17 protein-coding genes are annotated in these 12,067 nt (G+C 67.9%); 8 read left to right on the forward strand and 9 right to left on the reverse strand.

Features of this window, described 5'->3' with window-relative positions; all coding sequences use genetic code 11:
- Positions 1 to 11 precede the first annotated feature (11 nt).
- The 5 genes from ACSQ86_RS17280 to ACSQ86_RS17300 all read left to right on the forward strand — a co-directional run bounded on the left by ACSQ86_RS17280 (position 12) and on the right by ACSQ86_RS17300 (position 2,570).
- The gene (locus ACSQ86_RS17280; protein ID WP_436304465.1) at positions 12 to 977 is read left to right on the forward strand and encodes an aldo/keto reductase; all 966 of its coding nucleotides are present in this window, start codon (positions 12 to 14) and stop codon (positions 975 to 977) included.
- 91 nt (positions 978 to 1,068) lie between these two features.
- Positions 1,069 to 1,239 carry a SoxR reducing system RseC family protein gene (locus ACSQ86_RS17285; RefSeq protein ID WP_139191699.1) on the forward strand — a complete coding sequence of 57 codons (171 nt, stop codon included), beginning with the start codon at positions 1,069 to 1,071 and terminating at the stop codon, positions 1,237 to 1,239.
- Positions 1,240 to 1,360: 121 nt separating this feature from the next.
- A complete protein-coding gene (locus ACSQ86_RS17290; protein ID WP_436309297.1) occupies positions 1,361 to 1,798 on the forward strand; it encodes an Hsp20/alpha crystallin family protein in 438 nt (145 codons plus the stop codon).
- Between the two features lie 14 nt (positions 1,799 to 1,812).
- Positions 1,813 to 2,193, forward strand: coding sequence for an Hsp20/alpha crystallin family protein (locus tag ACSQ86_RS17295; RefSeq protein ID WP_436304467.1), 381 nt, complete (start codon positions 1,813 to 1,815; stop codon positions 2,191 to 2,193).
- 65 nt (positions 2,194 to 2,258) lie between these two features.
- Positions 2,259 to 2,570, forward strand: coding sequence for a hypothetical protein (locus ACSQ86_RS17300; RefSeq protein WP_436304468.1), 312 nt, complete (start codon positions 2,259 to 2,261; stop codon positions 2,568 to 2,570).
- Positions 2,571 to 2,584: 14 nt separating this feature from the next.
- Here ACSQ86_RS17300 and rlmB read toward each other — a convergent pair whose 3' ends face one another.
- Positions 2,585 to 3,337 carry a 23S rRNA (guanosine(2251)-2'-O)-methyltransferase RlmB gene (gene rlmB / locus ACSQ86_RS17305; RefSeq protein WP_093108057.1) on the reverse strand — a complete coding sequence of 251 codons (753 nt, stop codon included), beginning with the start codon at positions 3,335 to 3,337 and terminating at the stop codon, positions 2,585 to 2,587.
- A gap of 21 nt (positions 3,338 to 3,358) precedes the next feature.
- Complete coding sequence (locus ACSQ86_RS17310) at positions 3,359 to 4,060, reverse strand: ABC transporter ATP-binding protein (RefSeq protein WP_436304470.1); 702 nt, start codon at positions 4,058 to 4,060, stop codon at positions 3,359 to 3,361.
- 16 nt (positions 4,061 to 4,076) lie between these two features.
- On the opposite strand from ACSQ86_RS17310, the gene ACSQ86_RS17315 reads away from it, so the two are divergent.
- Positions 4,077 to 4,730, forward strand: coding sequence for an arylesterase (locus ACSQ86_RS17315; RefSeq protein ID WP_436309298.1), 654 nt, complete (start codon positions 4,077 to 4,079; stop codon positions 4,728 to 4,730).
- A 77-nt stretch (positions 4,731 to 4,807) separates the two neighbouring features.
- Here the strand turns inward: ACSQ86_RS17315 and ACSQ86_RS17320 are convergent, their stop codons facing one another.
- Together ACSQ86_RS17320 and ACSQ86_RS17325 are read right to left on the reverse strand one after the other, a co-directional pair.
- Positions 4,808 to 5,011 (reverse strand): hypothetical protein, encoded by a 204-nt coding sequence (locus ACSQ86_RS17320; protein WP_093108061.1) that lies wholly within the window; start codon positions 5,009 to 5,011, stop codon positions 4,808 to 4,810.
- 69 nt (positions 5,012 to 5,080) lie between these two features.
- Entirely contained in the window at positions 5,081 to 6,274 is a 1,194-nt protein-coding gene (locus ACSQ86_RS17325; RefSeq protein ID WP_436309299.1) for a cystathionine beta-lyase, read from the reverse strand.
- A gap of 48 nt (positions 6,275 to 6,322) precedes the next feature.
- On the opposite strand from ACSQ86_RS17325, the gene ACSQ86_RS17330 reads away from it, so the two are divergent.
- Both ACSQ86_RS17330 and ACSQ86_RS17335 read left to right on the forward strand, forming a co-directional pair.
- Positions 6,323 to 7,138, forward strand: a complete 816-nt coding sequence (locus ACSQ86_RS17330) for a helix-turn-helix domain-containing protein (RefSeq protein ID WP_436304473.1) — start codon at positions 6,323 to 6,325, stop codon at positions 7,136 to 7,138.
- A gap of 71 nt (positions 7,139 to 7,209) precedes the next feature.
- A complete protein-coding gene (locus tag ACSQ86_RS17335; RefSeq protein ID WP_436309300.1) occupies positions 7,210 to 7,653 on the forward strand; it encodes a VOC family protein in 444 nt (147 codons plus the stop codon).
- Positions 7,654 to 7,657: 4 nt separating this feature from the next.
- Here the strand turns inward: ACSQ86_RS17335 and ACSQ86_RS17340 are convergent, their stop codons facing one another.
- The 5 genes from ACSQ86_RS17340 to hflC all read right to left on the reverse strand — a co-directional run bounded on the left by ACSQ86_RS17340 (position 7,658) and on the right by hflC (position 12,062).
- Positions 7,658 to 8,182: a phosphoribosyltransferase gene (locus ACSQ86_RS17340; protein WP_436304475.1), complete on the reverse strand. Its 525-nt coding sequence runs from the start codon at positions 8,180 to 8,182 to the stop codon at positions 7,658 to 7,660.
- 149 nt (positions 8,183 to 8,331) lie between these two features.
- Entirely contained in the window at positions 8,332 to 9,663 is a 1,332-nt protein-coding gene (locus ACSQ86_RS17345) for an adenylosuccinate synthase (protein ID WP_214697900.1), read from the reverse strand.
- 20 nt (positions 9,664 to 9,683) lie between these two features.
- Positions 9,684 to 10,835: an ATP phosphoribosyltransferase regulatory subunit gene (locus tag ACSQ86_RS17350; protein ID WP_436304476.1), complete on the reverse strand. Its 1,152-nt coding sequence runs from the start codon at positions 10,833 to 10,835 to the stop codon at positions 9,684 to 9,686.
- 44 nt (positions 10,836 to 10,879) lie between these two features.
- Complete coding sequence (locus tag ACSQ86_RS17355) at positions 10,880 to 11,068, reverse strand: DUF2065 domain-containing protein (RefSeq protein ID WP_093108272.1); 189 nt, start codon at positions 11,066 to 11,068, stop codon at positions 10,880 to 10,882.
- A gap of 94 nt (positions 11,069 to 11,162) precedes the next feature.
- Entirely contained in the window at positions 11,163 to 12,062 is a 900-nt protein-coding gene (gene hflC / locus ACSQ86_RS17360) for a protease modulator HflC (protein ID WP_436304477.1), read from the reverse strand.
- Positions 12,063 to 12,067: the final 5 nt, after the last annotated feature.

The following is a 12,067-nucleotide window of genomic DNA, read 5'->3' on the forward strand; positions in this document are numbered from 1 at the left end:
GAAAGCATCTCATGCAACTTCGCCCCCTCGGCCGCTCCGGCCTCCAGGTCTCGCCGCTCGCCTTCGGCGGCAACGTCTTCGGCTGGACCGTCGACGAGGCGCTTTCGTTCCGGCTGCTCGATGCCTGGCTCGATGCCGGCTTCAACTTCGTCGACACCGCCGACGTCTACTCGAGCTGGGTGCCGGGCCACAGCGGCGGCGAATCGGAAACCATCATCGGCAAGTGGCTGCGCCAGACCGGCAAGCGCAACCGCGTGGTGCTCGCGACCAAGGTCGGCAAGCCGATGGGCGAAGGCAAGAAAGGGCTTTCGCCGGCCTACATCCACGAGGCGGTCGATGCGTCGCTCAAGCGCCTCAAGACCGACCACATCGACCTCTACCAGTCGCACGACGACGATGCCGAGACACCGCTGACCGACACGCTCGGCGCCTTCGCCGACCTGATCAAGGCCGGCAAGGTGCGCGCCATCGGTGCCTCGAACTACAGCGCGCCGCGGCTGGCGGACGCGCTCGACGTCGCCGAGCGCGAAGGCCTGCCGCGCTACGAGAGCCTGCAGCCGCTCTACAACCTCTACGACCGCGCCGTGTTCGAGGACGCGCTGGAACCGCTGTGCCTCGAACGCGGCGTCGGCGTGATCAACTTCTACGCGCTCGCGGCCGGTTTCCTCACGGGCAAGTACCGCAGCGAGGCCGACGCCGCCAAGAGCGCGCGCGGCGCGAACACCACGAAGAAGTACCTCAACCCGCGCGGCCTGCGCATCCTGGCCGCGCTCGATGCGGCGGCCAATGCGCATGGCGCGACGCCGGGCCAGGTCGCGATCGCATGGCAGATCGCGCGCCCCTCCATCACGGCACCCATCGCGAGCGCCACTTCGCAGAAGCAGCTCGACGAGTTGGTGGCCGCGGCCAGCCTTGCGCTCGATGCCGAAACCATCGCCGCGCTCGACGCCGCGAGCGCCGAGACCGCGGCGCGGTAGGCACCCTCCCACACGCATTGGCGGCACCAGCCGCCGTGCCTGGCCGATTCCCCGGACACACTGGTTCGATCCAAACATCGGAGAGAGAACCATGTCCTTTGCGCTCTACCTGATCGGTTTTCTGATCTTCCTGGCCGGTGTGGCCTGGGGCGCCTCGGTGGCCGGCGTGCCGACGCTCTACATCGGCATCGGCGCGCTCATCCTGCTCGGCATCGGCATCTTCACCGCCGTGGGGCGCACGCGCAGCAAGGATCCTTCCTGAGCTTTTTTTAGCGCTGCCCCGCTCTTGAAATCCGCGCGGGCCGCTCCCACCTCCTTGACCGGAAGCGCCGGAGGCGTCTCCGGCGCTCCGTTTGTCTCTTCAGCCAAATGGAGGTTTCGCCATGTATCGATCCCTGTTCCCACGCGATCTGTTCGCCGAGATGGATCGCCTGCAACGCGAAATGCAGCAGGCCTTCGATCTGTCTCCAAGCATCCGAGGTTTGGGCCGCGGCGGTTTCCCGGCCCTGAACGTCGGCGGCACGCCGCAAACGGTAGAAATCTACGCCTTCGCCCCCGGCATTGATCCGGCCGCGCTCGAGGTCCAACTCGACCGTGGCTTGCTGACCATTGCCGGCGAGCGCAAGTCGTTGCTGCCGGAAGACGACTCGCCTTCCACCGTGCACATCCACGAGCGTTTTGCGGGCAGCTTCCGCCGCGTTCTCACGCTGCCGGAAGACGCAGACTCCGACGCCGTCGACGCCAAGTACCGCGACGGCATCTTGCACATCACGATCCAGCGGCGCGCTTCCGCGCAGCCCCGTCGCATCGCCATCCAATGAAAGGAGCACTTGCCATGAACGAGCTTGACACCCTCGCCCGCAAGGACAAGGCGGGCTACGGCGAGGCGGCGCTCACGCCGCCGGTGGACGTGGTGGAGGACAGCACCGGCATCACGCTCTATGCCGATCTGCCCGGCGTCTCCAAGGACAAGCTGCGGCTCCAGGTGGAGTCCGACACGCTCACCATCGACGCCGAGTCGGACCTGGCCGTCCCCGAAGGCCTGCAATCGAGCCACGCCGAGGTCGGCCTCGCGCGCTTCCACCGCGTCTTCACGCTGAGCAAGGAGCTCGACACCGAGAAGGTCTCGGCCGAGCTGGCCAACGGCGTACTGACGCTGCGCATCCCCAAGGTGGAACAGGCGCAGCCGCGGCGCATCGACGTCAAGGTAGCCTGAGCGCTCGGACCGCCCCCGGCGGTCAAAGTGCAAAGTAGGCCCATGCGGAAGGTTTAAGCTTCCGCATGGATCAATTCGGCCATCGGAACAAAAAGACCTTGAGCGAGGAAATCATGGATGAAGACGGCGAAGTCAAACGCGTCGTCTATGCGGACTGGGAGATTCGCGTCTGCCTGAGTGCCCTGGGGGTCGATGGTCAGACGGCCGGACATGCCGATCTGTGGCGAGAAGGAGCCCACCTGTGCCGCGTTGCGCTGTCGGGCCGCTTTGAGGACGACGCGCAGGCCTGCGACGCCTTGGAACGCAAGGCCAGGGATTGGGTCGACGACTGGAGTTCCCGCGACCACACCGGCAACACCGGCTTCGTCAGCCTTTAGGTCCTGAACAGGCCCTAAGCCGCGAGGCTGCGCTGCCGCATCGCTTCGTAGAGGCACACCCCGCTCGCGACCGAGACATTGAGGCTCTCTACCGCGCCGGCCATCGGAATGCTCACCAGCTCGTCGCAAGTCTTGCGCGTGAGCTGCCGCATGCCCTCGCCCTCGGCGCCCAGCACCAGCGCGAGCGGGCGCTTCAGGTCGCTCTGGTAGAGCGTGCCCGGCGCGTCGTCGCTGGTGCCGACACACCAGATGTTGCGTTCCTTGAGTTCGCCCAGCGTGCGCGCGAGGTTGGTCACCATGAAGTACGGCACCGTCTCGGCCGCGCCGCTCGCCACCTTGGCCACGGTGGCGTTGATGCCGGCCGCATGGTCCTTGGGGGCGATCACCGCATGCGCGCCCGCGCCGTCGGCCACCCGCAGGCAGGCGCCCAGGTTGTGCGGGTCGGTGACGCCGTCGAGCACGAGCAGCAAGGGCACGGTGCCGGCCGCCTCGAGGCCTTCGAGCAGCTCGTCGAGCGAATGGGTCTGCGGGATCGGCTCCACGCGCGCAGCGACGCCCTGGTGGCCATGGCTGCCGCTGAGCTTGGCCAGGCGCAGGCCGTCGGCCTCGACCAGCCGCACGCCGGCCTCCTGAGCACGGGCGACGAACTGCCGCATGCGCGCATCGCGCCGGCTGGCATCGAACAGCACCTCGATCACCGATTTGGGCGCGGTCTTGATGCGCACGCCCACGGCATGGAAGCCGAAGATCACTTTGGGGGAAGACATGTGGGGATTATCGAGCCGGGTTCAGACCCCGTTTTCGTCCCCGGGGACCACGCGTCCGGCCTCGATCGTGATGCGGCGCTCGCACTGCGCGGCGATGCCGCGGTCGTGGGTGACGAGCACGAGCGTGGTGCCGAGCTCGCGGTTGAGGTCGAACATCAGCCGCATCACCTGCTCGCCGGTCGCGAAGTCGAGACTGCCCGTGGGCTCGTCGGCCAGGAGCAGCGCCGGCTGCACGACGAAGGCGCGGGCCAGCGCCACGCGCTGCTGCTCGCCGCCCGAAAGCACCTTGGGATAGTGGCGCAGGCGCTGGCCGAGGCCGACGCGGCCGAGCATCTCGGTGGCGGCCTTTCGTGCGTCGCGGCGGTCGGCCAGTTCGAGCGGCAGCATCACGTTCTCGAGCGCGCTCAGGTTGCCGAGCAGCTGGAAGCTCTGGAACACGAAGCCGACCTTGCGGGCGCGCAGCGCGGCGCGCTCGTCCTCGTCGATCGCGAACAGGTCTTCGCCCGCGAGCCTCACCGTGCCGCGGGTGGGTGTGTCGAGGCCCGCGACGATCGACAGCAGCGTGCTCTTGCCCGAGCCCGAAGCGCCGACGATGGCGGCCGTCTCCCGGGCGCCCAGCGTGAAGTCGATGTCCTGCAGAATGTCCAGCGTGCCGGCGGAGTCGGTGACAGACTTGAAAACGTGTTCGACGGCAACAATTGCTTCGGATCGGGTACTGGACATTGAAAGGTTTCGCGTGGTGAATCGACGTCACTTTATCTTGACCGGTGCGCTCGCCGGCAGTGCGGGGTCATGGCTCCATGCCCAGGCCCAGCCCGCGGCCGGCAGGAAGCCCGTGATTCTCGTCGTCGGTGACTCGCTTTCCGCCGAATACGGCCTCAAGCGCGGCGAGGGCTGGGTCCCGCTGCTGGAGAAGCGGCTGGCCGAACAGAAGATCGCCGCGACCGTGATCAATGCCAGCATCAGCGGCGACACCACGGCCGGCGGCCGCGCCCGGCTGGCGGGCCTGCTCGCGCAGCACAAGCCGACGCACATGGTGCTGGAATTGGGCGCCAACGACGCGCTGCGCGGCCTGCCGCTCACCAGCACCGAAGACAACCTGACGCAGATGACCAAGGCGGCGCAGGCCGCCGGCGCGCAGGTGCTGATCGTCGGCATCCAGGTGCCTCCCAACTACGGCCGTGACTACACGCGGCGCTTCGAAGCGGTCTTTACCAAGGTGGCGGGCAGCACCAAGTCGCCGCTGGTGCCCTTTCTGCTGAAGGGCGTGGCGGACGGCCCCGACGCGGCGGGCCTGTTCCAGGCTGACCGCATCCATCCGACGGCCGCGGCCCAGCCGCGCATGCTGGACAACGTGTGGCCGGCGTTGCGCAAGCTGCTCGCCGGCATGTGACCCGAAAAGGAAAAAGCCGCCGCAGGCCCTGCCCGCGGCGGCTTTTTCGTGGGTACCGTGAATCCGGGTCGAACGGATCAGCCGTTCTTGGTCGGCAGATTCGGGATGGTGGGCGGATCGTGCTCCAGCGAGGCCACGTCGGTTTCCGGATCGCCCTGGGCCAGGCCTTCGCTGCTCGGGCTGAGCTTGCGGGCGGCCTTTTCCCGCAGCTTGTCTTCCTTCTTCTTTTTCTTGGCCAACTCCTTCTGGCGCTTCTCGTAGCCGTAATTGGGTGTTGCCACTGCTTCTCCTTGAGGCGAGGCAGTCACGATGACTGCACGTGTCCGACTGTACGCGATAACCGACGCGCTTCAGAGGGCCGCGAGGGCCTGTTCGAGGTCGGCGCGCAGGTCGTCCACGTCCTCCAGCCCGACTGAAAAGCGCACCAGCGTGCCCTTGTGCGGCCAGCGCGCAACGCTGGCATCGCGCATGAGGCCGATGTCGTAGGGCACGACCAGGCTGATCGGCCCGCCCCAGGAATAACCAAGCCGAAAAAGTTTCAGGCTGTCACAGAAACGATCGACCTGCTCGGCGCTGTAGCGGGCATCGAACACCACCGAGAACAGGCCGGCCGCGAGGTCGCTCGCGCCGCACAGCCGCAGCCAATGCGCATGGCCCGGCGAGCCCTCGAGCGCCGGATGCAGCACCTGCGCGATCTCTGCACGGCCGTCGAGCCACATGGCGAGTTCGCGCGCGCTGCGGTCGTGCGCCTGGTAGCGCAGCGCGATGCTCGGCAGCGAACGCAGCAGCGTCTCGACATCGCCGACGCCGATGCCCAAGCCCATGCGCATGTGGCTCAACTTGAGCGCGCGGTGCAGCCGCTCGTCGCGGGTGATGACGCTGCCCATCAGCACGTCGCCGCCGCCGCTGGGGTACTTGGTGAGCGCCTGGACCGAGATGTCGACGCCCTGCCCGCTGCCGTTGAAATCGAAGGGCGCAAAGGCGAGACCGGCGCCCCAGGTGTTGTCGAGCGCCGTGATCACGCCGCGCGCGCGGCAGGCGCCCACGAGCGCCGGCAGGTCCGGGAATTCCATCGTGACCGAACCCGCGGCCTCGACCCAGACCAGCCTGGTGCGATCCGACAGCTTGGCCGCGAGGTCGGCCGGATTCATCGCGTCATACAGCCTGTGGGTGATGCCGAAGTTGGCCAGCTCGCCGTTGCACAGCGCCTTGTTCGGGCCGTAGGCGTTGTCGGGGATCAGCACCTCGTCGCCGGTCTTCAGGAAGGCAAAGGCCACCAGCGCGATGGCTGCCAGCCCGCTGGGCGCGAGCAGGCATTCGGTGCCGCCTTCCAGCGTGGCGAGCCGCTCCTCGAGCGTGAAGGTGGTCGGCGTGCCGTGCAGGCCGTAGGTGTAGCCGGCCTTGGTCTTCCAGTCGCGCGCGCGCATCGCCGCGACGTCGGCGAAGAACACGGTGGAAGCCTTGAACACGCCGGGCTGGGGCGCGGCGAATTTCGCGGGCGGGGTGTAGGGATGGTGGATCAGGTCGGTGATGGGCTTTCGCATGCCGCCATGCTAGTCGACGCGAAAAGCCGGGTGCCGGACAATGGCCCGATGCTGCTGACGCGCGCTCCCGCCTCCTGGCTGCGGCCTTACGTCCGATCGATGTGGGCGATGGTGCCTGCCGCCACGGTGTCGAACACGCCGCTGCGCGAACACGTGCTGCCGACCGGCGACATGCACCTGGTGTTCCGGCTCTCCGGCCCGCCGCTGCGGCTGTTCGCCGATGCCGAGGACCGCACTGGTTACACGGTGGGCTATGCGATCGTGGGCGGCGCGCGTTCGGCCTTCTACGCGCGCGACGTGTCGGGCGCGACGCATTCTGTGGGTGCGCAGCTGCGGCCCGGCGCGGCCCGCGCGCTGTTCGGCCTGCCCGCTCATGAACTGGCCGAACGCCACACGCCGCTCGATGCGCTCTGGGGCACAGCGGCCGCGCATGCCCTCGAACGCATTCATGCGGCCGGCGCCCTCGAAGCGCAACTGGAAGTCTTCGAGGCCCTGCTGACCGAGCGCCTGCGGTCCCGCCCGCAAGCCATGCACCCCGCCATCGCGCAGGCCCTGGCCCGGCTCGGCGGCGGCGCGCCCATCGGCGAACTGGTAGCAGCCAGCGGCTACAGCCACCGGCGTTTCATCTCGCTGTTCCGGGACGCTGCCGGGCTCCCGCCCAAGCGCCTGGAACGGGTGCTGCGCTTCCAGCGCGTGATGGCCGCATGGACCGGCGCGCACACCCTGCCCTGGGTCGACCTCGCCCTGCAGGCCGGCTACAGTGACCAGCCCCATTTCAACCGCGACTTCCTTGAGATCACCGGCATGACGCCGCAGGCCTATGCCCGAGCCGCGCCCGCTTCGCCGAATCACGTGCGGGCCTGAGGTCAATTTCCTTCAAGACGGGTAGCGTGCGGCATGCGCAGAATCGCGACCAGACCCCACAGGAGACCCCGATGGCCACCCACGAACTGTTTGCCTACCTCTGCGTGAACGACACCGCGGCGGCGATCGCCTACTACGGCGAGGTGTTCGGCGCGCGCGAGAAGTTCAGGCTGACCGAGCCCAGCGGCCGCATCGGCCATGCCGAGCTCGACTTCGACGGCGCGACGCTGATGCTCAGCGACGAGTTTCCGGAGTACGGCATCCTTGGCGCCAAGGCGATCGGCGCCACCGCCGTCACCATCCACCTGCACGTGGACGATGCAGACGCCGTGATCGAGCGCGCGCTGAAGGCCGGCGCCACGCTCGAGATCCCGATACAGGACCAGTTCTACGGCGAGCGCTCCGGCTCGTTCCGCGACCCCTTCGGACATCGCTGGAACGTCGGCCACAGCATCGAGGAGGTGTCGACCGACGAGATGCAGCGGCGCTACACCGAGATGCTGAAAACGGATTGAGCGGTCAGACGGACCACTTCTCCAGCAGCTTTTCCGCACCCATCGAGTCATAGCCTTCGAAAGGCTGATGGATCCATGGGTTGGTCTGCAGGAACTCGACCGAATAGTCCGGCGTGAAGGTCGACAAGGCCTTGGTCCAGATCACGGCGCTGCGCAGCTCGGTGATCGGCGGGTACTTGGTCCTGAGCATGTCCACCACGGCATGCAGCGTGTAGCCCGAGTCGGCGAGGTCGTCGACCAAGAGCACCTTGCCGGCGATCTCGCCCTTGGGCGTGGTGATGTAGCGCGCGATGTCCAGGTGGCCCTGGATCGTGCCGGCATCGGCGCGGTAGGAGCTGGTGGACATGATCGCCAGCGGCTTGTCGAAGATGCGCGACAGCACGTCGCCCGGCCGCATGCCGCCGCGCGCCAGGCACAGGATGGTGTCGAACTCCCAGCCGGACTGGTGCACCTTGATCGCGAGCTTCTCGATCAGGTTGTGGTACTCGTCGTAGCTCACGTAAAGGTGTTTGCCGTCTTCGGTCAACATGCGCTCTTCTCCATCATTGCTTCGGTAGGGGTCTCGATGTCTTCGCGGGAAACACCGCGGAACCGGCTTTGCCGGCCCGCTGGTGTTGCCCCCTGCAAGGGGGTTGGCGGAGCGACACGACGTGCGCGCAGCCTGGGGGTGTGCGTCATTCAGTCGGCGAGATAGGGGTGGCGCATCATGATCGTGTGATCGCGGTCCGGGCTGGTCGACACCATGTGGATCGGCACGCCCGTGACCTGCTCGATGCGCTGCAGGTAGAGCCTCGCGTTGACCGGCAGCTTGTCGTACTGGGTGATACCCACCGTGCTCTCGCTCCAACCCTCGAGCTTCTCGTAGACCGGCGTGCAGCGCTCGATTTCGTCGGCGCCCATCGGCAAGATGTCGGTGTACTCGCCGTCGAGCTGGTAGCCGGTGCACAGCTGCAACTCCTCGAGGCCGTCGAGCACGTCGAGCTTGGTGATGCACAGGCCGCTCAGGCCGTTGACCTGCGCCGAGCGCTTGAGCAGCGCCGCGTCGAACCAGCCGCAGCGGCGGCTTCGGCCGGTGGTCACACCCTTCTCGGCACCGACCGTGCTCAGGTGGTAGCCGACGGTGCCCGGCGTCGCCCAGTCGAGCTCGGTCGGGAAGGGCCCGCCGCCGACGCGCGTGCAGTAGGCCTTGGTGATCCCGAGCACGTAGTGCAGCATGCCCGGACCGACGCCCGAGCCGGCGGCCGCATTGCCCGCCACGCAGTTGCTGGAGGTCACATAGGGATAGGTGCCGTGGTCGACGTCGAGCAAGGTGCCCTGCGCGCCTTCGAACAGCAGGTTGGCGCCGGCGCGGTGCGCGTCGTTGAGCTCGCGCGAGACGTCGGCCATCATGGGCTTGAGCAGCTCGGCATGGCGCATCGCCTCGTCGTAGACGGCATCGAACTCGATCGCGGGCGCGCTCAGCACTTGCGTCAGCACGTGGTTGTGCAGGTCGAGCAGCACGCGCAGCTTGGCGGCGAAGCGCTCGGGATGCTTCAGGTCCTGCACGCGCAGCGCGCGGCGCGCGATCTTGTCCTCGTAGGCCGGGCCGATGCCGCGGCCGGTGGTGCCGATCTTCTCGACGCCGCCCTTCTCGCGGTAGGTCTCGCGCGCGATGTCGAGCGCCGCATGGAAAGGCAGGATCAGCGGGCAGGCTTCGCTGATGCGCAGGCGCGATCGCACCTCGACGCCGGCCTTTTCCAGCCCCTCGATCTCCTCGAACAGCTTGGCCGCCGAGAGCACCACGCCGTTGCCGATGTAGCACTTGACGCCGGGGCGCATGATGCCGCTCGGGATCAGGTGCAGCGCGGTCTTGACGCCGTTGATGACCAGCGTGTGGCCCGCGTTGTGGCCGCCCTGGAAGCGCACGACGCCCTGCGCGCTCTCGGTCAGCCAGTCGACCAGTTTGCCCTTGCCCTCGTCGCCCCATTGGGTGCCGACGACGACCACGTTTCGTCCGGTGGTAACGCTCATGATGTTCCGCTTAAGAAGATTCAGATGGCTTGCACGCGCCACTGCCCGTCGCGCTCGACGAGCTCGCGGTCGCAGTGGAATTCGTCGATTTCGCTTTCGTGGCCGGGCAGCACGCAGACCACGGTCTCGCCCTGGCTGCGCAGTTCGGCGATGGTCTTGCCGAGGCCCGCGGCATCGCTCCAGGGCGCGCGGATCGCGGCCCGCAGCGGCCGCGCCGGCAGCACACCGACCAGCTCGCGCACGTCGAGGCTGAAGCCGACCGCCGGGCGGTTGCGGCCGAACACGGCGCCCACCTCGTCGTAGCGGCCGCCGCGCACCAGCGCGTCGCTGGCGCCGTCGGTGTAGATGCCGAAGCGCATGCCGCTGTAGTAGGCGTAGCCGCGCAGGTCGGCCAGGTCGAAGCTGACGCGGGCGCCGTCGAGCCGGCTCGCCAGCTGCTTCAGGTCCGACAGCGCTGTGCGCACGCCGGCCGAGGCCGGGAGCACGCGATCTGCCTCGTCGAGTACCGCGGCATCGCCGTAGAGCTGCACGAGCGCGAGCAGACCTTCGCGCGACGCTGCCGGAAAGCCCTCCGTGAGTTCGCGCAGGGTGCTCGTGTCCTTGGCCGCCAGTGCCGCATGCACGCGCGCGATGGCCGCCGCATCGACCGGCACGCCGGCGAACAGCGCGCGCACGATGCGCGCATCGGCCAGGTCGACGATGACCGGGCCCTGCACGCCGGCTGCGTGCAGGCAATCGAGCCCGAGGCGCAGGACCTCGGTATCGGCTTCGAGCCCCGCATGGCCGTAGATCTCGGCGCCGAACTGGAGCGGCTCGCGCGTCGCGTGCGGGCGGTCGGGCCGGGTGTGCACCACCGGGCCGCAGTAGCAGAGCCGCGCCACGCCGCGGCGGTTGAGCAGGTGCGCGTCGATGCGCGCGACCTGCGGCGTGGTGTCGGCGCGCAGGCCCATGCTGCGCCCGGACAGCTGGTCGACCAGCTTGAAGGTCTGCAGGTCGAGCGCCTCTCCGGTGCCGGAAAGAAGGGATTCCAGGTGCTCCAGCAGAGGCGGCATCACCAGCTCGTAGCCATAGCCACGGGCGGTATCGAGCAGCTGGCGTCGAAGTTCTTCGATGTGGCGCGCCTCGGAAGGCAGCACATCGGCAATGTGATCCGGGAGGACCCAGGCGGACATGGGGATCGGGGGCGTGGTTAAACCGGGATTCTACCGGCCCCGGGTCACCCCAGAATCCAGAGCAGGAAGAGGCCCAGCAGGATGCTGCACAGGCCGAAGAAGCGCAGCTGCCCGTCGCGCAGCTGCAAGAGCTGGCTGAAGCCGCGCCGCCAGCTGCCCGGCGAAAAGAAGGGCAGGAGGCCTTCGATCACCAGCACGAGCGCGAGGGCGCTCCAGAAGGTTTCTGCGCTCACGCCTAGGTCGCCGCCGGGCCGCCCCAAGGCGGCCGAGCCTCCCCCTCGGGGGGTGGCGAAGCACACGAAGTGGCAAGCCGGGGGGCAGTCACGGTTATCGACGAGGAGCAGCCGCGGCCGCGCCCGACCCCTGCATCGCGCGGAAGAAGTCCGACGAAGGGTCCAGCACCATCACGTCGCTCTTCTTGTTGAAGCTCTGCTTGTAGGCGTCCAGGCTGCGATAGAACAGTGCGAACTGCGGATCGCGGCCGAAGGCGCCGGCGTAGGCAGATGCCGCGCTGGCATCGCCCTCGCCCTTGATCTTCTGCGCGTCGCGGTAGGCGTTGGCGACGATCACCTCCCGCTGGCGGTCGGCATCGGCACGGATCTTTTCGCCTTCAGCGAAGCCGGTCGAGCGCAGCTCGTTGGCCACGCGCTTGCGCTCGGCCTCCATGCGGCGGTAGACCGATTCGGTGATCGCCTCGACGTAGTCGACCCGCGTGATCCGCACGTCGATGATGTCCACGCCCCAGGGCTTGGCGCCCTTCACCACGGCCAGCACTTCGCGCTGGACGTCGGCCATCAGGGCCTCGCGGCGCACCGAGATCAGGTCGCGCACGGTGCGCTTGTTGACGTTTTCCTGGAAGGCGTTGCGCACCACGCGGTTGAGCTGCATGGCGCCAGCGTTCTCGTCCAGGCCGACGTTGCGGATGTACTCCGAGGGGTTGGTGATGCGCCAGCGCACGTACCAATCGACCACCACGCGCTGCTTCTCCGCCGTGAGCATGGGCTCGGGGTCGAGGCTGGACAGCGTGAGCAGGCGCTTGTCGATGTACGACACGTTCTGGAACGGCGGCGGCAGCTTGAAGTTCAGGCCCGGCTCGGTGATCACTTCCTTGATCTGACCAAGGGCGTAGACGATGCCGAACTGGCGCTGGTCGACCACGAAGAGCGTGGAGCTCAGGAGCGCGAGCACCACGAGGATCGACGATGCGATGAATCCGATTCTGTTCATGAGTG

Source organism: Variovorax sp. LjRoot130, assembly GCF_964253755.1.
Classification (GTDB): Bacteria; Pseudomonadota; Gammaproteobacteria; order Burkholderiales; family Burkholderiaceae_C; genus Variovorax.